This is a genomic window from Streptomyces sp. NPDC086549 (assembly GCF_044746205.1).
In the GTDB taxonomy this organism is placed as follows: domain Bacteria; phylum Actinomycetota; class Actinomycetes; order Streptomycetales; family Streptomycetaceae; genus Streptomyces.
Genome location: NZ_JBIVBS010000002.1, coordinates 231,955 through 251,640, shown reverse-complemented (window position 1 = coordinate 251,640; position 19,686 = coordinate 231,955). Strand labels below are relative to the sequence as shown.

Here is a 19,686-nt window from a genome sequence, read left to right as displayed (position 1 = left end):
GGCGTCAGTGGTCCACCGGAACTGGTCCGTCCGATCTGTCGCTTGAGGAATGAAAGGTCCCTGCATATCTCGGTCGTATCACGGACGCCCGGAGCCTGCCTGAACACCCTTGACAGGCCTATTGGTCTGGGCCAAGCTCCGGGTGCTGGTCTACACCATTGGTCCAGGTCCCGGCCCCATGGGCGGTACGGCGTGTTGAACGGAACCGCGGGGAGGCAGGGGGGTTTGTGGCATCCCTGAGGAGGGTGGCGTGAAGCGCAGGCTGATAGCCGCGATCGGTATCGCGGGCATGGTCGTCTCCATCGCGGCGTGTGGCAGTGGCAAGAAGGACGACGGCAAGGCACAGGGGGCGGACGCCAAGGAGCTGACCGTCTGGCTCACCGTGGACGCCCAGAACAACTGGCCCGACCTGGTGAAGGCCGCCGACGCCGCGGTGCAGAAGAAGCACCCCGGCATCAAGATCAAGCACGAGTACTACGGCTGGCCGGACAAGAACACCAAGCTGGACGCCGTCCTCGCCACGGACAAGGCCCCCGACGTGGTCGAGATGGGCAACACCGAGATGCTGAGCTACATGGTCACGGGCGCCTTCGCGCCGGTCGATGCCTCGAAGTTCAGCAACTCCTCCGCCTGGCTGGACGGCCTCAAGGCCTCCGTGACGTACGACGGCAAGACCTACGGCGTCCCGTACTACGCCGGCGGCCGCGTCGCCAACTGGCGCAAGGACGTGGCGGCTTCGGTCGGCGTCAAGACGCCCCCGAAGACCTACGCCGAGCTGACCGCCGCCCTGGACAAGATCCAGAAGAAGGAGGGCAGCAAGTTCAACGCCTGGTACCAGCCCACCCGCGACTGGTACGCGGCTATGTCCTTCGTCTACGACGCGGGCGGCTCCATCGCCGTCGAGTCCGGCGGCCAGTGGAAGGCCAACCTCTCCTCGCCCGAGTCCGTCAAGGGCCTCAAGGACTTCAAGAACGTCGTCGACAAGTACATGCACGGCGACAAGACCAAGGACGAGTCCGACCGCTACATCGTCTACGGCCAGGGCAAGTCCGCCATGATCTTCGGCGCGGCCTGGGAGGGCGCGACCGCGGCCGATCCGAAGAACGACAAGACGGGCAAGCTCAAGGACAACCTCGAGAACTTCGTGATGCCCGGCCCGTCCGGCAAGAACATGCCGGTCTTCCTGGGCGGCTCCGACCTCGCCATCCCGGCGAAGTCCAAGGCCCAGGGCGTCGCCGCCGAGTGGATCAACGCCTTCACCGGTCCCGCCGGGCAGAAGGGCCTGATGGCCAAGGGCAACCTGCCCAACAACAAGACCGACCTCGCCACCCTGAAGAGCAACCCGGCGACCGCGGTCCCGGCCACCGCGGCCGAGTCCAACTGGTTCGTCCCGATGGCCCCCGGCTGGGGCCAGGTCGAGAAGGCCCAGGTCCTGCAGACCATGCTGCAGAACATCGGCACCGGCAAGAAGTCGGTCGAGGCCGCCGCGAAGGACGCGGACGCCGCGATCGACAAGGTCATCAACACCAAGTGACCTGGGGCCTGTCTTCCGGATCAGGCCGGCTCCAGCCGACCGAGCCTTCCGGCCGAGCGGGGTCTGGTGCGTGCAGCTGCAGGCGGAGGAGGGAGTCGACGCGGAGCGTCGGCGACCGACGACAACGCCTGGGGGTCCCCCTGCTCGAAGAGCTTGGGGGAGTGCGTGCCAGACCCCGCGACCCCGGCAAGATCCGGAAGACAGGCCCCGGGCGCGGGGCCCTGTCCGCCGACAGGGCCCTGCTTCTCGTACGACCCGAGGGACCCGCTGAGGAGCGCGCGATGAGTGCCGCAGACACGACCACCCCCGCCAAGGTGCCGCCGGCGCGGCAGGCGCCGCCACCGGGACCCCCGGAACGGCCACGCGGAAAGCGGACGTCGGGCGGCGCGGCCACCCCCTGGCTGCTGCTCGCGCCGTGTCTGCTGATCCTGGCCCTGGTCATGGGCTACCCGCTGGTCCGCCTGGTCACCCTGTCCTTCCAGGAGTTCGGGAAGGCCCAGCTATGGGGATTCAAGCCGGCCGAGTCCGTCGGGTTCGCCAACTTCTCCACGGTGCTGGACGACGACGAGTTCTGGCAGGTCGTCGTGCGCACCATCGTGTTCGCGGCCGGCTCGGTCGTCATCACGATGGTCCTCGGCATGCTGATCGCCCTGCTGCTCCAGCGCGTCTCCGGCTGGGTGAAGACCCTCGTCAACATCGCGCTGGTGGCGAGCTGGGGCATGCCCGTCATCGTCGCCACCACGGTCTTCAAATGGCTCTTCGACGCGGACTACGGCATCCTCAACGCGCTGCTGAGCAAGCTGCCGGGCGTCGACCTGATCGGCCACAACTGGTTCGCGAGCGGGCCCGAGGGGCTGGCCGTGATCATGCTCCTGGTGGTCTGGGGCGCGGTCCCCTTCGTGGTCATCACACTCAGCGCCGGTCTCACCCAGGTCCCGAAGGAACTGGAGGAGGCGGCCCGGCTGGACGGCGCGGGTGCCTGGGGCGTCTTCCGCTACGTCACCCTCCCGATCCTCAAGCCGATCGTCGTGATGCTCACGACCCTGTCGGTCATCTGGGACATGGGCGTCTTCCCGCAGGTCTTCGTGATGCGGAACGGACACCCGGAGGCCGAGTTCCAGCTCCTCACCACCTACTCGTACGACCGCGCCTTCGTGATCAACGACTACGCGCAGGGCTCGGCGATCGCCCTGATCACCGTGGTGCTGCTGCTCGGAGTGGTCGCCGTCTACATGCGTCAGATGCTGAAGATCGGAGAGGTCGAATGAGTGCCCTCGCTCCCCAGGCGCGCCGGAGGTCGAGGCTCGGCTGGAACCTCCTCGGTCTCCTCGTCTTCGCCGTGGCGGGCTTCCCCGTCTACTGGATGGTCGACACGGCGTTCAAGCCCGCGAAGGACGCCATCGACCCGGACCCCAGCCTGCTGCCGACCGGCCTCACGCTGGACAACTTCCGCCGGGCGCTGGACATCGCGGACTTCTGGGGCCCGGTCGGCCGCAGCCTGATCGTCTCCCTCTCGGTGGTGGTGATCGGCGTGGTCGTCGGCATGCTGGCCGCGCTCGCCATCTCCCGGTTCGCCTTCCGCGGCCGCAAGGTCGTGATCGTGGGCATCCTGGCGGTCCAGATGGTCCCGCTGGTCTCCATGATCATCCCGGTCTTCCTGCTCCTGAACGATCTGGACCAGTACGACAAGCTCTCCGGTCTGATCATCACCTACCTGACCTTCATCCTGCCCTTCACGGTGTGGACGCTGCGCGGATTCATCGTCAACGTCCCGAAGGAGCTGGAGGAGGCCGCCATGGTGGACGGCTGCTCGCGCACCGGCGCCTTCATCCGCGTCGTCCTCCCCCTCCTCGCCCCCGGCATGGTCGCCACCTCGGTCTACGGCTTCATCCTGGCCTGGAACGAGTACCTGTACGCCCTGATGCTCATGAGCCAGGAGAACCAGACCGCGACAGTCTGGCTCGGCAACTTCACCACCAAGCACGGCACCGAATACGCCCCGATGATGGCCGGCGCCACGATGATGGCCGTGCCGATCGTCGTCCTGTTCCTCCTCGTCCAGCGCAAGATGGCCGCGGGCCTGACCGCGGGCGCCGTGAAGGGATAACGCCACTCGATGACGACATTCGCCAGCGGTACCACTGCGTCCAATTCAAAGGACCGCCTGACGCGAGACGCCCTCACCGTCCTCCAGCCCGGCTTCACCGGCACCACGGCCCCCGACTGGCTGCTGCGCCGCCTCGGCGAGGGCCTCGCGTCCGTGGGTCTGTTCGGCCGCAACATAGCCTCGCCGGAACAACTGGCCCGTCTGACCGCGCAGTTGCGCGTGGAGCGGGAGGACGTCCTCGTCGCCGTCGATGAGGAGGGCGGGGACGTGACCCGCCTGGAGGTGCGGACCGGTTCCTCCTTTCCCGGCAACCACGCCCTGGGCGCGGTCGACGACGTCGAACTGACCCGCGAGGTGGCCCTCGAACTCGGCCGTCGCCTCGCCGCCTGCGGGGTGAACCTCAACTGGGCCCCGTCCGCCGACGTGAACTCCAACCCCGCCAACCCGGTCATCGGCGTACGGTCCTTCGGTGCCGACACCGACCTGGTCGCCCGGCACACGGCGGCCTATGTCACGGGTCTGCAGTCGGCCGGAGTGGCCGCCTGCACGAAGCACTTTCCCGGCCACGGCGACACGGCGATCGACTCGCACCACGCGCTGCCCCGCATCGAGGCGGACGCCGCGGTGCTGGCCTCCCGCGAACTGGCCCCCTTCCGCGCCGCGATCGCGGCCGGCACGCGGGCCGTGATGAGCGCCCACATCCTGGTGCCGGCCCTTGACCCGGACCGCCCGGCGACGCTGTCCCACCGGGTGCTCACCGAGCTACTCCGCGGCGAACTCGGCTACGACGGCCTGATCGTCACCGACGGCATGGAGATGCAGGCCATCGCCGCCACCTACGGCATCGAACGCGGCAGCGTCCTCGCCATCGCCGCCGGTGCCGACGCCATCTGCGTGGGCGGCGGCCTGGCGGACGCCGAGACGGTACGGCGCCTGCGCGACGCCCTGGTCACGGCGGTCCGCTCCGGGGAACTCCCCGAGGAACGCCTGGTGGACGCGGCGGAACGGGTGCGGGGACTGGCGCGCTGGGCGGTGGGAGCCCCCACCGACGAGACCGGCGGAGGTGTCCGGGCCGACATCGGCCTCGTCGCCGCCCGACGCGCGCTCACCGTGACGGACGCCGGGTCGTACGAGCCCCTGACCTCGGCCCCCTATGTAGCCGCCTTCACTCCCGTCGCGAACATCGCCGTCGGTGACGAGACCCCGTGGGGTGTCGCCGCGGAGCTGGGCCGCCTGCTGCCCGGCACGGAGACGGGGAGCTTCGCGGGGGAGGACGCGGGGCCGGCGGCGCTGATCGCGGCGGACGCCCGTCGCATCGTGGCCGTCGTCCGCGACGAGCACCGGCACCCTTGGATGACCGCGGCCCTCGACGCCCTCCTGGCGGCCCGCCCGGACACGATCGTGGTCGAGATGGGCGTCCCCCAGGTCCCGCCCAGAGGCGCTCTCCACATCGCCACCCACGGCGCGGCCCGGGTGTGCGGCCGGGCCGCGGCGGAGGTCATCGCGGGCGCCTGAGCGCTCCGCGGAGGTCATCGCGGGCGCCTGAGCGCTCCGCTGGAAGTCCGGTGTGTCGTCCGCGGGTCCGTCGTGGCTGGTCGCTCCCCCAAGTTCTCGGCTTCGCTCGAACAGGGGGGACCTCCATCGCGGCGGAGCCGCATGTCGACAGCGCTCCGCGCCCCTTCAGGGCGCTGCCGAACCGCACCGGACTTCCCAGGACCCGCTTAGTCCCGCAGCGCCCTCCCCCCGGAGGTCAGATCCCCTGCCAGTCCGGCTTGTTGACGTAGGTGTGCCGGAAGTAGTCCGCCAGCTTCAGCTTGGACGCGGCCGCCTCGTCGACGACCACGGTCGCGTGCGGGTGGAGCTGGAGGGCGGAGGCAGGGCAGACCGCGGCCACCGGTCCCTCCACGGTCGCCGCGACCGCGTCCGCCTTGCCCTCACCGGTGGCCAGCAGCACCAGGTGCCGCGCCTCCAGGATCGTGCCTATGCCCTGGGTGATGACGTGGTGCGGCACCTGCTCGATGTCTCCGTCGAAGAAGCGCGCGTTGTCGATCCGGGTCTGCTCGGTCAGCGTCTTGATCCGCGTGCGCGAGGCGAGCGAGGAACACGGTTCGTTGAACCCGATATGCCCGTCGGTACCGATCCCGAGCAGCTGCAGATCCACACCGCCGGCCGCGGCGAGCGCCGTGTCGTACGCCTCGCACGCCGCCTGCACGTCCTGCGCCGTGCCGTCCGGCCCCATGAACGCGTCCATCCCGATCCCGAGCGGCTCCAGCACCTCCCGCCGCAGCACCGAGCGGTAGGACTCCGTGTGCTCCGCGGGCAGCCCCACGTACTCGTCGAGCTGAGCGATCCGGGCCCGCGAGGCGTCCACCGCGCCGGAGCGCACCTTGGCCGTCAATGCCTGGTAGACGGGCAGCGGGGTCGAGCCGGTGGCCACACCGAGCAGCGCTTCGGGCTTGCGTCGCAGCAACTGGGCCATGGCCTCGGCGATCAGCTCGCCACCCGCCGCGGCATCCGGAACGATGACAACTTCCACGCTGGGCCTGCCGTTCTGAAGAGGGCTGGAAGGTCTATGTGGTTTAGACCAATCTAACATTCACCCCGCACGGACGGCGCCCCTCCAAGGGGGTGAAATAGGGAAACACGACCCGTCGACGTTCCGCGATCCGACACCGATCCGACACTGATCCGACAGCGATCCGCAGCGCCCAGCGTGCTCCGGGAGGACTCACCATGACCGTCACGACTCCGGACCCCCTCGTCGAGCCCCCGGGCCGGATCATGGCCCGCGAGATGGCCGAACAGCCCGCCGTGCTCCGCAGGATCCTGGACGAGGGAGCCCCGGCCATCCGGCAGGTGGCCCAGGAGATCGCCGCCCGCCGGCCCCGTTTCGTCCTGCTGACCGCCCGCGGCACCTCCGACAACGCCGCCCTGTACGCCAAGTACCTCCTGGAGATCCGCCTCGGCCTGCCCTGCGGTCTCACCTCCATGTCGACCACCACGGCCTACGGCGCCCGCCCCGACCTCACCGATGTCCTCGTCGTCACCGTCAGTCAGTCCGGCGGCTCACCCGACCTGGTCGCCTCCACCCGGGCCGCCCGCGAGGCCGGGGCGATCACCCTCGCCGTGACCAACAACCCGGACTCCCCGCTGGCCGGCGTCTCCGAGTACCACATCGACATCCTGGCCGGACCGGAGAAGGCCCTCCCGGCCACCAAGACCTACACGGCCTCCCTCCTTGCTCTCCATCTCTTCGTCGAAGGCCTGCGCGGCGGCGACGGCGCCGCCGCCAAGGTGCTGCCCGAGCTCGCCGAGCAGCTCCTCGCCCGGCAGAACGAGATCCGCGCGCTGGCCGCCCGCTACCGCTTCGCCGAGCGCATGGTCATCACCTCACGCGGCTACGGCTACCCCACGGCCAAGGAAGCGGCCCTCAAGCTGATGGAGACCAGCTACATCCCCGCGCTCTCCTACTCCGGAGCCGACCTCCTGCACGGTCCGCTCGCCATGGTCGACAACGTCTCGCCGGTCATCGCGGTCGTCACCGACGGCAAGGGCGGCGAGGCTCTGCAGCCCGTGCTCGACCGGCTGCGCGACCGGGGTGCCGACCTGGTCGTCATCGGGCCCGAGAGTCAGGTCGAGCAGGCCTCCGCCGGCTTCGCCCTGCCCACCGAAGGGGTCGCCGAGGAGGTCCAGCCGATCCTGGAGATCATCCCGCTGCAGCTGCTGGCCTATGAGGTCACCATCGCCCGGGGCCAGGACCCGGACGCGCCCCGCGCCCTCGCGAAGGTGACGGAGACTCGCTGACAGTGAAAAATGGGCGGGCGGGGCCCCTCGACGGCGGCGACCGCCTTCTCCGCCGCCTCCTTGTCGCGTCCGTGGTGCACCGCGACCCGGGCCCCGTCCCGCCCCAGCCGCTCGGCGATCCCGCGCCCGATTCCCCTGCGGTGGTGCTGGTCCATGCCGGGTCGTACGGCTCGTTCTCGCGCCGCGCCCTGGACGAGGAGGCGACCGCCCGCGCCGGGGTCGCCCGGCCGCTGCGTGAGGCCGCGGCCGAGTTCACCGACCCCGGCCACCCGCACGGCTGCCTGGTGATCCAAGCGGCCACCAACTGCACGACCCCCGAGGTGGAGGATGCCCTGCGCCGGCAGCGCAACGCGGACATCACCGCCATCGAGAGCCGTATGAAGGCGGACGTCGCCGGCGGCGAGCTGCCGCCGGACACCGACGCCGCCGTGCTCGCCCGCCATGCCGGTGCCGTCTTCCAGGGCATGTCCCAGCAGGCGCGCGACGGAGCGAGCCGCGCGGAACTCCAAGCCCTCGCGGAAATTGCCATGGCTATCTGTCCCCGTAGGTGACCCGGGCGGGCTAGGCTGCAATCCGTCAACTGTGAACAGCCTCCAACGCATGGACACACATCATGGTCTAGTCCACAATGCGTAGGAGGAATGCGTGCGGTACGACCGTGACGCAACCGCACTCTTCCGTCTTCCCCGCACAGGAGGGCGGACCGAGGATCCGGAGCTCTCTGCCCTGACTGCCCCGGCTCCTCATCCTTCGGCCGACCGGGACCGCACACCCCGCGGCCGATACTGCTCCGGGCTGCGGTGCCGGGAGGGTTGAGGGTCCCTCCCAGGCGCCGCGGCCCGCGGGTGTTTTTCGGCCACGTACAAATGCCCGGGTACGCTCGCACACGTGCCCTCCATGAACGAACTCGTACGCCAGCACACCGCCCTCGACGACTCCGATCTCGAGTGGCTCCACCTGCTGGTCTCGGAGTGGCAGCTGCTCTCCGACCTGTCCTTCGCCGACCTGGTCCTGTGGGTTCCCACCCGTGACGGAACCCGCTATGTCTCGGTCGCCCAGATGCGGCCCAACACCGGCCCCACCTCCTACCAGGACGACATGGTCGGCCACCTGGTCCCGCGCGGCCGCCGCCCCATGCTGGACGCGGCGCTCGACGAGGGCCGGATCGTGCGCGAGGGCGACCCGGAGTGGCGCGAGGAGGTCCCCGTCCGGGTCGAGTCCATCCCCGTGCGACGGGAGGGGCGGGTCCTGGGCGTCATCGCCCGCAACACCAACCTGCTCACCGTCCGGACCCCGAGCCGCCTGGAGCTGACCTACCTCCAGAGCGCGTCCGACCTGGCCCAGATGATCGCGGCCGGCTCCTTCCCCTTCCCGAACCAGCAGGTCGACATGGACGCCTCGCCGCGTGTCGGCGACGGCCTGCTCCGGCTCGACGCCGACGGCATCGTCCAGTACGCCTCCCCGAACGCCCTGTCCGCCTACCATCGCCTCGGCCTCGCCGCCGACCTGGTCGGCCAGGAGCTGGGCACGACCACCGCCGAACTCGCCCCGACCCGGGGGCCGGTCGACGAGGCGCTGGCCAAGGTCGCCAGCGGCTGGGCGCCCCGTGAGTTCGAGATCGAGTCGAACGACGGGGTGATCCAGTTCCGGGCGATCCCGCTCAAGCCCAAGGGCACCCGCATCGGTTCGCTGGTACTGCTGCGGGACGTCACCGAACTGCGCCGCCGTGAACGCGAGTTGATCACCAAGGACGCGACCATCCGGGAGATCCACCACCGGGTGAAGAACAACCTCCAGACGGTCGCCGCCCTGCTTCGCCTCCAGGCCAGGCGCATCGAGTCCGAACGGGGCCGGGAGGCTCTGGAGGAGGCCGTACGGCGTGTCGGCTCGATCGCGATCGTGCACGAGACGCTGTCCCAGAATCTGGACGAGCGCGTGGAGTTCGACGAGATCGCCGACCGTGTGCTCGCGATGGTCGCGGAGATCTCGCCCGGCAAGGTCACCGGCCGGCGCAGCGGCGTCTTCGGCGTGCTCGACGCCGAGGTCGCGACCCCGCTGTCGATGGTTCTGACCGAAATCCTGCAGAACGCCCTCGAACACGGCTTCCGTGAGGGGGACACGGGCACGGTCGAGGTCTCGGCGGTCCGCGGCGGCACCAGCAAGGAGGCCCGTCTCCTCGTCACCGTCCAGGACGACGGCGTGGGCCTGCCCGAGGGCTTCGACCCGCAGACCGCGGGCAATCTGGGACTGCAGATCGTACGGACCCTGGTCGAGGGCGAGTTGGGCGGGACGTTCGACATGGTCCCGGCGCCGGAGCGGGGGACGCGGGTGATCCTGGACATCCCGGTGAGGGCACAGAAGTAGCGGACATCGAGGTGCCGGTGCTGGACGACTCCGTCACCCGAATGCCGTGGCAGGAGTTCCGAACGGCAATACGACTCAGCAATACGACTCAGCGGCATCGGCTCCGAACAGCAAAGAGCCCCGGACCTTGATCAGGTCCGGGGCCAGTGCTCGTTGCTGCTCGTTTACTGCTAAGCGCATCGGGGGTACTGCGCGCTGCGGCTCGGGGGCGGGAGATGCGTACTCGCTGTACGCGCCGCCAAGCTCAGGCTGTCAGAGCGGGGTGGGTTGTTGTCAGGCGGAGGCCTGACGGGCCCGGTTGCGGGCGGCGCGGCGCTTCATGGCGCGGCGCTCGTCCTCGCTGAGACCACCCCAGACGCCGGAGTCCTGGCCGGACTCAAGCGCCCACTGCAGGCACTGCTCCATGACAGGGCAGCGACGGCAGACGGCCTTGGCTTCCTCGATCTGCAGCAGCGCAGGACCGGTGTTGCCGATGGGGAAGAAGAGCTCGGGGTCTTCCTCGCGGCAAACGGCGTTGTGACGCCAGTCCATGGCTGCTACCTCTCCTTGGTATTACGTGCAGGTTGCTTGTGAATGTGAACGCTTTCACGAATCCCTCAACAAGTGAAGGGCCTACCGCCAGGTTCGCCAGCGTGGGTCCTGTGATGTGAAGAGGGGTTCTGGTGATCAGTGGAGGCCGGTCTTGCGGGCCGTCCCGATCGCCACGTAGAGACTCGCAAACCTCAGCGGCGGATACAACCCCTTCCGGAAAGTTTTTTTTGATTCCTCGGTGTCGACTGGGTCACAGCCGTACTTCCATGGGGTGGATCCTGGCCTAAACGTTCGAGTGAAAGGACTTTAGCCCGTTCCGCTCACACAATCACACGCAGTGCGCGGCGTACGCCTGTGAACGTCACGCTCGTACGCAGTCCGAGGTGGTCTCCGTCCATCTGGAGCGGCAGCGGCGCCTTCGAATGCAAGGTGAACTGGTCCAGGTCGTGCAGGGAGACCGCATGCCTGCCATGGGGGCCGCGCTCGGGGGACGAAGTGAGCAACTGGGTGCCATACCGGGCAACCGCGGCCGTGGACAGACGGCTGAGACCGAGTACGTCGATGCCTTTATCGAACGAGGCCTTAGGCGACGTGTACATCGGGCGATTGCCGAGATAGGTCCAAGGGGACGTGTTCGAGACTATGGCGACGACAAGATCGGTGACCGGGTCCGCGCCGGGCCGTTCGAGCGTGATCGTGCCGTGTCGCCGGTGCTGCTCGCCGAAGAACTGCCGGACGACCTGACGGACGTAGAGCGCGTGGGTCGACTTCTTGCCGCGCTCGCGCTGCTGCTCGACGCGGCCGACGACGCCCGCGTCGAAGCCGAGGCCGGCGTTGAAGGTGAACCAGCGGGCCGGGACGGCCTCGTCCTCGGTACCCGGCGTGCCCGAGGTGAGTCCCAGGCCGACGACGCGTTCCCGTTCCTCGCGCAGGGCGTCCAGCAGGGCGCCGGTTGCCTCCACGGGGTCGTTGGGCAGGCCCAGGGCGCGGGCGAAGACGTTGGTGGAGCCGCCGGGGACGACGGCGAGGCCGGGGAGGCGCTCGGGGTCGGGGCCGTTGTGCAGCAGTCCGTTGACGACCTCGTTGACCGTGCCGTCGCCGCCGAGGGCCACCACCAGGTCGATGTCGTCGCTCTCGGCCGCCTGCCGGCCCAGGTCGCGCGCGTGGCCGCGGTACTCGGTGGTGACCGCCTCCAGCTTCATCTCACTCGCCAGCGCGTGGATCAGCACGTCACGCCTACGTGCGCTTGTGGTGGTTGCCGCCGGATTGACCACGAGAAGTGCACGCATGGGTTGCAGCGTACCTACTGGGGGGTACTGGGCCCAGACCGAGTTAGGGATCAGGTAAGAGACGGGGCCGTGAGCCTGGACACTCGGGCCCGTGGGGCGAGGGCTACCCTGCATGGGTGAGCAGCGAGCAGAACCCCACGCCGGACACCGCCGAAGCCGACGGACCCCGCCCGCGCCGTCTGACGTACGCGGCGGCGCTGGCCGCGCTGGAGGGGTTCGCGCTCGCGGTCGGGGGCGTGTGGATGCTCGTCCTCGGCCTCACCGGCGACCCTGACGACCGGCAGCAGGCTGTGACCGGGGGCGTCACACTGGTCGTCCTCGCGCTTCTCCCGCTGCTGGCCGCCCGTGGGCTGCTCCTGAGGCGCGGCTGGAGCCGGGGCCCCGCCGTGATCACCCAGATCATGGCCCTCCCCGTGGCCTACAACCTCCTCCAGGCCGACAGCGTGGCCGTCCCGGCCGGCATCGCGCTGGCCGTCGTCGCGGTGGCGGCGCTGGTGCTGCTGGTGAACCCGGCCACGACCGAGGCCCTGGGGATCCGGGGACCGGGGCGTGCGCAGGAGCCCAAGCAGTAGCCGACCGCCGCCGTCGGTTGCTTCTCCCGGAGCTGGACCGGGGTCCGGGCCGTTCGTAGCCGCGCGCGAAGTGTCGTCGTGGCGGCCGGTGTGATTCTCCGCGGCGTGTGCCGGTCGTCGTGGTCGTGACCGGGCTGTCGGCGCCCAGCCGTGGCGGTTGTGGCGGCCGTGGCTGGGCTTGTCCCCGTGGTGTGGTGGGGCGGAACCTACAGGGTGATCGAGACGGACGGTCGCTCTCGTCCGGCTGTGTCCCGCTACTCCTCGACCAGCAGCTTCTCCCGGAGCTGGGCCAGGGTCCGGGCCAGCAGGCGGGAGACGTGCATCTGGGAGATGCCGACCTCCTGGGCGATCTGGGACTGGGTCATGTTGCCGAAGAAGCGCAGGAGAAGGATCCGCTTCTCGCGAGGCGGGAGGTCCTCCAGGAGCGGCTTCAGGGACTCGCGGTACTCGACGCCCTCCAGGGCCTCGTCCTCGGCGCCGAGAGTGTCGGCGACGGCCGGGGACTCGTCATCGGTGTCGGGGACGTCCAGGGAAAGGGTGGAGTAGGCGTTGGCCGACTCCAGGCCCTCCAGGACCTCCTCCTCCGAGATGGCGAGCTTCTCGGCGAGTTCGTGGACCGTGGGGGAGCGGCCGTGCTGCTGGGAGAGCTCGGCCGTGGCCGTGGTGAGCGCCAGGCGCAGTTCCTGGAGGCGACGGGGGACGCGGACCGCCCAGCCCTTGTCCCGGAAGTGCCGCTTGATCTCGCCGACGACCGTCGGGGTGGCGTACGTGGAGAACTCGACGCCGCGCTCCGGGTCGAAGCGGTCCACCGACTTGATCAGGCCGATGGTGGCGACCTGGGTCAGGTCGTCCAGCGGCTCGCCGCGGTTCCGGAACCGGCGCGCGAGGTGCTCGACGAGCGGCAGGTGCATGCGGACCAGCTGGTTGCGCAGCTCCGCGTACTCGGGGCTGCCGTCCTTCAGCTTGCGCAGCTCGACGAACATCGCGCGCGCTCCGCTGCGGTCCTGCGGGTCGTGCCGCGTGCTCTGCAGACCCGGTACGCCCGGCGCGCTCTGCTCGTCGTCCCGTTCGTGCTCGCTCATCGTCCCGCCCGTCGCCCTTCCCCGAGCCCTCGCCTCCTCCCCCACTCTCGGCTTCGCGCGAGCGGGGGGACCCTCATGGATTGGGGACACGCCCCCGTTCCGTCCTTCCAGAGGCGCGCTCTGCACGGCACCTTCGAAGCCGGCCTCCTCGGAGTCGTCCTCCGGATGCGGCCTGGCCTGTTCGGGGATGCCGTCGATGCCGTCGATGCCGTCCGCCATGCGTCGGGGGCCGCCCGCAGGGTCCGCGCCCTCGGTCGGCAGCTCCCGTGTGCCGCGCTCTTCGTCCCGCACCGGCCCGTCCCCGTTCCTCACGCCGGCCCGGGTCCCGCGCCGCGCTGTTTGTAGAGGCTGATCGACACGGTCTTGTCCTCGTCGACGGCCGAGGAGACCTTGCCCGCCAGGGCCGACAGTACGGTCCAGGCGAAGGTGTCCCGGGAGGGCGCGTGGCCGTCCGTCGTCGGGGCCGACACCGTGACCTCCAGTGAGTCGTCGACGAGCCGGAAGACACAGCTGAGCACCGAGCCGGGCACGGCCTGCTGGAGCAGGATCGCGCAGGCCTCGTCCACCGCGATGCGCAGGTCCTCGATCTCGTCCAGGGTGAAGTCCAAACGGGCCGCGAGACCGGCCGTGGCCGTCCGCAGCACCGACAGGTAGGCACCCGCAGCCGGCAGCCGGACTTCCACGAAGTCCTGGGTCGCGGGCTCGCCTGCGATCTGGGACACCCTCACCTCCATGGTGGTACAAGCTTTTCGGGGCCGAGGGTCGCCCCTCGGGGTAACGCGAAACGTGGTTCAGCGGTGACGCTATCGCGCTCTGAACTTTCCTGTCCCCGGGACCCCAACCCCCTGGCGTCACTCACAGTAAAGCTGTGAATACGCTCCGTGTCTAGAGGGTCCGCTGGCCCAAATGGGAAGAGCGCGCGCCGGGTTGACGTACCCAGACGTCAGACCGTCGAACCTTCCGGAACCAGGGTCACACGAGTACGTGGTCCACGAAGCACCACCGCCAGTTCTCACCGGGCTCGAAGGTCCGCATCACGGGGTGACCGGACTTCTCATGGTGCTCCGTCGCGTGTCTGCCCGGCGAGGAGTCGCAGCAGCCGACGTGGCCACAGCTCAGACACAACCGCAACTGCACCGGATGCGTGCCGCGCGCGAGACACTCCGGACAGGTCTCGTTCTGCGGCTCCGGTTCGGGGTGCGGCAGCGCGTCGGCGTGCGTGCACTGTTTCATGATTGCCAGGTTACGACGGCTGTGCGGGTGACCGCGCGGAAAAAGAGGACGGCGAGGACATGGACGTGATGCCGCTGCTGTTGCTGGTGGCGGGTAGCGCGGCGGTCGCCGCGGCGGCCCGGCGCACCCCGGTGCCCGCGCCGCTGCTGCTGGTCGCGGTCGGCCTGGTGGTCTCGTACGTCCCCGGGGTGCCCGACTACACCCTCGACCCCGACGTCGTGCTCCCGCTCCTGCTGCCCCCACTGCTGTACACCTCGGCAAGCGACAGTTCGTACCTCGACCTGCGTGCGCAGCTGCGGCCGGTGGCCCTGCTGTCGGTCGGGTACGTGCTCTTCTCGACCTTCGTCGTCGGCTGGGCGGTCTACGGGATCGTGCCCGGGATACCGCTGACCGCGGCGCTGGTGCTGGGCGCGGTGGTGGCGCCGCCGGACGCGGTGGCGGCGACGGCGGTCGCGCGCCGGGTGGGGCTGCCCTCCCGCATCACGACCATCCTCCAGGGCGAGTCGCTGCTGAACGACGCCACCGCGATCACCGCCTACAGGGTGGCCCTGGCCGCCGCCGTCGGCGAGAGTGCCACCTGGGTCGGAGGGATCGGCGAGTTCCTGCTCGCGGCGGTCGGCGGCGTCGGGGTCGGCCTGGTGCTGATGGCCCCCATCCACTGGCTGCGCACGCATCTGAAGGAGCCGCTGCTCCAGAACACGCTCTCCCTGCTGATCCCGTTCGTCGCGTACGGCATCGCCGAGCAGCTGCACGCCTCCGGCGTCCTCGCGGTCGTGGTCGTCGCCCTCTACCTCGGCCACCGTGCGTGGGAGGTCGACTTCGCCACCCGCCTCCAGGAGGAGGCGGTGTGGAGGATGGTCGCCTTCGTCCTGGAGTCGGCGGTCTTCGCGCTCATCGGCCTGCAGCTACCGGTCGTCCTCAAGGGCCTCGGGGAGTACGAGGGTGCCGACGCCACCTGGTACGCGGTGGCCGTCTTCCTCGTCGTCGTCGTGGCCCGGTTCGTCTGGGTCTATCCGGCGACCTTCGTGCCGCGGCTGTTGTCGGCGCGGATCAGGGAGCGCGAGGAGAACCCCACCTGGAAGGGTGCGATGGTCACCTCGTGGGCGGGAATGCGGGGTGTGGTGTCCCTGGCCATCGCCTTCTCCATCCCGCTCACGGTGCACGGCGGCACCCCCTTCCCGCAGCGCAACCTGGTCCTGTTCCTGACCTTCACGACGGTCATCGGGACGCTGGTGCTGCAGGGCCTGACACTGCCGCCGCTGATCCGCCTGCTGAAGTTCCCCGGCCGCGACGCGCAGGCCGAGACGCTCGCCGAGGCCAACGCGCAGGCGCAGGCCTCCAGGGCCGCGGAGCGGCGCCTCGACGAACTCCTCACCGACGAGCGCAACGCGCTGCCCCCACCGCTCGCCGACCGCCTCCGCATGGTCCTGGAACGCCGCCGCAACGCCGTCTGGGAGCGCCTCGGCCAGGTCAACCCCGTCACCGGCGAGTCGGTCGACGACACCTACCGCCGGCTGTCCCGGGAAATGATCAGCGCCGAGCGCGAGGTGTTCGTCAGGCTGCGGGACCACCGCTACATCGACGACGAGATGCTCCGCACCCTGCTGCGCAGGCTGGACCTGGAGGAGGCGGCTGCATACCGGGAGGCGGCCTAGGGCCGGCCCAGGACCTGGGGTTCGGGGAAGGGCCGGCCGGTGACGACCGCCGCGACGGTCGTGCCGGACGGGAAGGCCCCCTCGTCCGCCAGGGTGACGAGCCCGTACAGCATTTTGGCGACATAGAGACGTTCGACGGGCAGGCCGTGCCGCTGTCCGAAGTCCTCGGCGAAGGCGTCGAGCGCGGGCGTGGTGCGCGCATAGCCGCCGAAGTGGAAGCGGTCGTCGAGGGACCAGGTCCCGCTGCGGGCGCCGAAGGCCCGCTCCTGCAGTGCCCGTATGTCGGCGGCCAGAAAGCCACCCTTGAGGACGGGTATGCCGAGCACGCTCTGCTCCGGGGCGAGTCCGGCGGCGAGGCCCGCCAGCGTGCCACCGGTGCCGCAGGCGAGGGCGACGACGTCGGCGTGGCCCCGCAGTTCCTCGCCGAGGGCACGGCAGCCGCGCACGGCCTCGGTGTTGCTACCGCCCTCGGGGACGACGTACGCGTCCCCGGCGCCGGCGGCGCGCAGGACGGCGTCCAGGGTCTCCGGATCGGTCTTGCGGCGATATGTCGCCCTGTCGATGAAATACAGCCGCATGCCGTCGGCCGCGCACCGGGCCAGGGAGGGGTTGAGGGGACGGCCGGCCAGTTCCTGGCCGCGGACCACACCCACCGTGGGCAGGCCGAGAAGGCGGCCCGCGGCGGCCGTGGCCCGCAGATGGTTGGAGTACGCCCCGCCGAAGGTGACCAGCGCGCGCCCCGCCGCAGCCGCGATGTTCGGCACCAGCTTGCGCCACTTGTTGCCGATCAGCTCCAGGTGGATCAGATCGTCGCGCTTGAGCAGGAGACGCAGGCCGTTGCGTGCGAAACGGTCGTCGTCGATCTCCTGAAGGGGTGAGGGGAGCCGGGGGCGCAGGGTGGCGGGATCCGGGGTGTCGGCGCTGGTCACCCGGCCATTGTCGCCCGCCCGGCCCGCGGGTGGGCGGGCCGCGCGGCGGCGACTGCCTCAGCCGCTCTGCGGTTCCCGGGCCGGCCGCTGTGCGGTTTCCGGGTCAGTTGCTCTGCGGTTCCCGGATCAGCCGCTCCGCGGTCGTCGGATCAGCCGTCTTCCGATCGTCGGATCAGCCGTCGTTCCGATCGGCGGATCAGTCGCCCTCCAGCCCCCGGGCCAGTCGTTCTCCGATCCCCGCCTCGGTCGCCGTCCGGGTCCCGGCGCGGCCGTCCTCGGGGCCGTGGTTCAGCCGTGCTCCGATCCGGTCGCGCAGCGAAGCCATGGTGAACCCGCGGGGATCGATCTTCCCGGGCTGCCACTCCAGGTGTCCGATGACCGACCGCTCCGTCCACCCGTGGTGGCGGCATACCGCCGCGGCCGCCCGCTCGATCGCCTCCAGCTGGGCCTCGGGCCAGGGGTCGTCCCCGTCGCCGAGGTTCTCGCACTCGAAGCCGTAGAAGTGCCGGTTGCCGTCGGTGTTCTTCTCGTTGTCCGGCGGCAGCCTCCGCTCGTCGATCACCGCGCGCAGCACGTCGTCGTCGCCGGGGCCGGCGTGGTTGGCGCGGCCGTAGCCGACGAGGTGGACCGTGCCGTCCTTGGTGATCACACCGTGGCACAGGGGGCCCGGCAGGTCCGAGCGGCCGTCCCGGCAGAGGTTCACCGTCCGATCGACGCCGCTGGTCACCGTGTGGTGAATCATCACGCCGTGGACGGGACCCCACGGCCCCTTGTGGTTGCGGTTGTGGTGCTCCCAGTCGCCTACCTCGACGACCGTGATGCCCTCCGCTCTCAAGGCGTCCAGAAAGCCGCTCGCGGACATGGGTGAGGCCATGCATGCCTCCTTCGCGCTGTACTCCGTGGCCACTGAGCGTGACCGTTTGGTAACGCTGCTTCTATCGCAAGCCGGACGCCGCGAACCAGGTCATTCGTACGCTGTGCGAGCCGATCCGGACAACTGCCGCGTCACGGGCCGAGATTGGACAGGGTCCCGCACTCTGCCCAGTCGTACGATGATCCATTCCCGCTCTTTCGGGTAATGGTGTGAGCACGCTGGGTGAGGGAGGGTGGGTGTCGTGCCGATGCCTGGCGCAGTTCGGTACCAGCGCATGACCGGGAGGGTATGTCGTTATGTCGGTAGGCGAAGAGGTCCGCACGGATCAGGGCAAGCCGCAGCAGTCTCTGGACACGGCGGCCGCGCGGAACCTGGCCACCACCACCAAGTCCGCACCTCAGATGCAGGAGATCAGCTCCCGCTGGCTGTTGCGGACGCTGCCATGGGTGAACGTGCAGGGCGGCACGTACCGGGTGAACCGGCGACTGACGTACGCGGTCGGCGACGGCCGTATCACCTTCGTGAAGACCGGTGACCGCGTCGAGGTCATCCCGGCCGAACTGGGCGAGCTGCCGGCCCTGCGGTCGTACGAGGACGGGGAGGTGCTGTCGGAGCTGGCCCAGCGCTGCCGGCAGCGGGACTTCGCCCCGGGCGAGATGATCGCCTCCTTCGGCAGCCAGACCGGCGAGGTGTATCTGCTGGCCCACGGCAGGGTCGAGAAGATCGGCACGGGCCCGTACGGCGACGACGCGGTCCTCGGAGTCCTCGCCGACGGGTCGTACTTCGGCGAGCAGGCGCTGCTCGACCCCGACGCCATCTGGGAGTACACGGCCCGCGCGGACACCGCCTGCACGGTGCTGGTCCTGTCCCGCCAGGACTTCGAGCAGGTCGCCGAGCGCGCCGACTCGCTGCGCGAGCACGTCCAGCGGCTGCGCGCGATCCCCGAACAGCGCACCAACAAGTACGGCGAGAAGGCGGTCGAACTCGCGGCCGGCCACAGCGGCGAGCCGGACATCCCGCACACCTTCGTCGACTACGAGGCCAGGCCGCGCGAGTACGAGCTCAGCATCGCCCAGACCGTACTGCGCATCCACACGCGCGTGGCCGACCTCTACAACCAGCCGATGAACCAGACCGAACAGCAGCTCAGGCTGACGGTAGAGGCGTTGAAGGAGCGCCAGGAGCACGAGCTGGTCAACAACCGGGACTTCGGACTGCTGAACAACTGCGAGTACGACCAGCGGCTCCAGCCGCATGACGGCGTGCCCAGCCCGGACGACATGGACGAGCTGCTCAGCCGCCGGCGCGGCACCAAGCTGTTCCTGGCCCACCCGCGCGCGATCGCCGCGTTCGGCCGCGAGCTCAACAAGCGCGGACTCGTCCCGGAGAGCGTCGAGATCGGCGGCAACCGCATCCCCACCTGGCGCGGGGTGCCGATCTACCCGTGCAACAAGATCCCGGTCACCCCGGAGCGCACGACGTCGATCATCGCCATGCGTACGGGCGAGGAGGACCAGGGCGTCATCGGGCTGAGGCAGTCCGGGATCCCCGACGAGATCGAGCCGAGCCTGTCCGTCCGCTTCATGGGGATCAACGAACAGGCCATCATCAACTACCTGGTCACGGCCTATTACTCGGCAGCTGTGCTGGTACCGGACGCGCTCGGTGTGCTGGAGAATGTCGAGATCGGCCGCTGGAGGTGACGTTTCCGC

The 19,686-nt window shown here is 69.9% G+C and carries 18 protein-coding genes and 1 pseudogene; 10 read left to right on the top strand and 9 right to left on the bottom strand.

The genetic code is table 11. The features are described 5' to 3' along the window. The first annotated feature begins 250 nt into the window (after positions 1-250). The 4 genes from ACIPSA_RS07830 (at position 251) to ACIPSA_RS07815 (ending at position 5,156) form a co-directional block, all read left to right on the top strand. The gene (locus tag ACIPSA_RS07830; RefSeq protein ID WP_402630112.1) at positions 251-1,534 is read left to right on the top strand and encodes an extracellular solute-binding protein; all 1,284 of its coding nucleotides are present in this window, start codon (positions 251-253) and stop codon (positions 1,532-1,534) included. Positions 1,535-1,815: 281 nt separating this feature from the next. Further along, a complete protein-coding gene (locus ACIPSA_RS07825) occupies positions 1,816-2,802 on the top strand; it encodes a carbohydrate ABC transporter permease (RefSeq protein ID WP_402630109.1) in 987 nt (328 codons plus the stop codon). Then, positions 2,799-3,641 (top strand): carbohydrate ABC transporter permease, encoded by an 843-nt coding sequence (locus ACIPSA_RS07820; protein WP_402630106.1) that lies wholly within the window; start codon positions 2,799-2,801, stop codon positions 3,639-3,641. The genes ACIPSA_RS07825 and ACIPSA_RS07820 overlap by 4 nt, the downstream gene beginning before the upstream one ends. Before the next feature lie 9 nt (positions 3,642-3,650). Then, positions 3,651-5,156 carry a glycoside hydrolase family 3 protein gene (locus ACIPSA_RS07815; protein WP_402630101.1) on the top strand — a complete coding sequence of 502 codons (1,506 nt, stop codon included), beginning with the start codon at positions 3,651-3,653 and terminating at the stop codon, positions 5,154-5,156. Between the two features lie 235 nt (positions 5,157-5,391). Here ACIPSA_RS07815 and nagB read toward each other — a convergent pair whose 3' ends face one another. Beyond that, complete coding sequence (nagB, locus tag ACIPSA_RS07810) at positions 5,392-6,177, bottom strand: glucosamine-6-phosphate deaminase (RefSeq protein ID WP_402630099.1); 786 nt, start codon at positions 6,175-6,177, stop codon at positions 5,392-5,394. A gap of 197 nt (positions 6,178-6,374) precedes the next feature. Between nagB and ACIPSA_RS07805 the strand changes: the two genes are divergently transcribed. Beyond that, positions 6,375-7,445, top strand: a complete 1,071-nt coding sequence (locus tag ACIPSA_RS07805) for an SIS domain-containing protein (RefSeq protein ID WP_402630096.1) — start codon at positions 6,375-6,377, stop codon at positions 7,443-7,445. A 26-nt stretch (positions 7,446-7,471) separates the two neighbouring features. On the opposite strand, the pseudogene ACIPSA_RS07800 reads toward ACIPSA_RS07805, so the two are convergent. After that, a pseudogene (locus tag ACIPSA_RS07800) lies at positions 7,472-7,564 on the bottom strand (short-chain dehydrogenase); the annotation flags it as partial. Here ACIPSA_RS07800 and ACIPSA_RS07795 point away from each other — a divergent pair. Beyond that, on the top strand, positions 7,520-7,996 hold the full coding sequence (locus ACIPSA_RS07795) for a TetR family transcriptional regulator C-terminal domain-containing protein (protein WP_402630093.1): 477 nt from the start codon (positions 7,520-7,522) through the stop codon (positions 7,994-7,996). The pseudogene ACIPSA_RS07800 and the gene ACIPSA_RS07795 overlap by 45 nt on opposite strands. 346 nt (positions 7,997-8,342) lie before the next feature. After that, on the top strand, positions 8,343-9,809 hold the full coding sequence (locus ACIPSA_RS07790) for a sensor histidine kinase (protein ID WP_402631684.1): 1,467 nt from the start codon (positions 8,343-8,345) through the stop codon (positions 9,807-9,809). A 273-nt stretch (positions 9,810-10,082) separates the two neighbouring features. On the opposite strand, the gene ACIPSA_RS07785 is transcribed toward ACIPSA_RS07790, so the two are convergent. Both ACIPSA_RS07785 and ACIPSA_RS07780 read right to left on the bottom strand, forming a co-directional pair. Continuing rightward, entirely contained in the window at positions 10,083-10,340 is a 258-nt protein-coding gene (locus ACIPSA_RS07785; protein ID WP_016639615.1) for a WhiB family transcriptional regulator, read from the bottom strand. Between the two features lie 320 nt (positions 10,341-10,660). Then, positions 10,661-11,629 (bottom strand): diacylglycerol/lipid kinase family protein, encoded by a 969-nt coding sequence (locus tag ACIPSA_RS07780; protein WP_402630091.1) that lies wholly within the window; start codon positions 11,627-11,629, stop codon positions 10,661-10,663. A 116-nt stretch (positions 11,630-11,745) separates the two neighbouring features. On the opposite strand from ACIPSA_RS07780, the gene ACIPSA_RS07775 reads away from it, so the two are divergent. Further along, on the top strand, positions 11,746-12,201 hold the full coding sequence (locus tag ACIPSA_RS07775) for a hypothetical protein (RefSeq protein ID WP_402630088.1): 456 nt from the start codon (positions 11,746-11,748) through the stop codon (positions 12,199-12,201). A 254-nt stretch (positions 12,202-12,455) separates the two neighbouring features. Here the strand turns inward: ACIPSA_RS07775 and ACIPSA_RS07770 are convergent, their stop codons facing one another. From ACIPSA_RS07770 to ACIPSA_RS07760, 3 genes are all read right to left on the bottom strand, one after another. Beyond that, positions 12,456-13,574 (bottom strand): RNA polymerase sigma factor SigF, encoded by a 1,119-nt coding sequence (locus ACIPSA_RS07770; RefSeq protein WP_402630085.1) that lies wholly within the window; start codon positions 13,572-13,574, stop codon positions 12,456-12,458. Positions 13,575-13,591: 17 nt separating this feature from the next. Next, positions 13,592-14,005 carry an anti-sigma regulatory factor gene (locus ACIPSA_RS07765; RefSeq protein ID WP_004925829.1) on the bottom strand — a complete coding sequence of 138 codons (414 nt, stop codon included), beginning with the start codon at positions 14,003-14,005 and terminating at the stop codon, positions 13,592-13,594. A gap of 250 nt (positions 14,006-14,255) precedes the next feature. Then, positions 14,256-14,516: a UBP-type zinc finger domain-containing protein gene (locus tag ACIPSA_RS07760; RefSeq protein ID WP_402630082.1), complete on the bottom strand. Its 261-nt coding sequence runs from the start codon at positions 14,514-14,516 to the stop codon at positions 14,256-14,258. A 59-nt stretch (positions 14,517-14,575) separates the two neighbouring features. Here ACIPSA_RS07760 and ACIPSA_RS07755 point away from each other — a divergent pair, with 59 nt between their 5' ends. Continuing rightward, positions 14,576-16,171, top strand: coding sequence for a Na+/H+ antiporter (locus tag ACIPSA_RS07755; RefSeq protein ID WP_402630080.1), 1,596 nt, complete (start codon positions 14,576-14,578; stop codon positions 16,169-16,171). On the opposite strand, the gene ACIPSA_RS07750 is transcribed toward ACIPSA_RS07755, so the two are convergent. Together ACIPSA_RS07750 and ACIPSA_RS07745 are read right to left on the bottom strand one after the other, a co-directional pair. After that, complete coding sequence (locus ACIPSA_RS07750) at positions 16,168-17,100, bottom strand: 1-aminocyclopropane-1-carboxylate deaminase/D-cysteine desulfhydrase (protein WP_402630077.1); 933 nt, start codon at positions 17,098-17,100, stop codon at positions 16,168-16,170. The two genes, ACIPSA_RS07755 and ACIPSA_RS07750, sit on opposite strands and share 4 nt — an antisense overlap. Before the next feature lie 196 nt (positions 17,101-17,296). After that, positions 17,297-17,974 (bottom strand): N-acetylmuramoyl-L-alanine amidase, encoded by a 678-nt coding sequence (locus tag ACIPSA_RS07745; protein ID WP_402630075.1) that lies wholly within the window; start codon positions 17,972-17,974, stop codon positions 17,297-17,299. 296 nt (positions 17,975-18,270) lie between these two features. Between ACIPSA_RS07745 and ACIPSA_RS07740 the strand changes: the two genes are divergently transcribed. Beyond that, positions 18,271-19,677 (top strand): family 2B encapsulin nanocompartment shell protein, encoded by a 1,407-nt coding sequence (locus ACIPSA_RS07740; protein WP_402630072.1) that lies wholly within the window; start codon positions 18,271-18,273, stop codon positions 19,675-19,677. Positions 19,678-19,686: the final 9 nt, after the last annotated feature.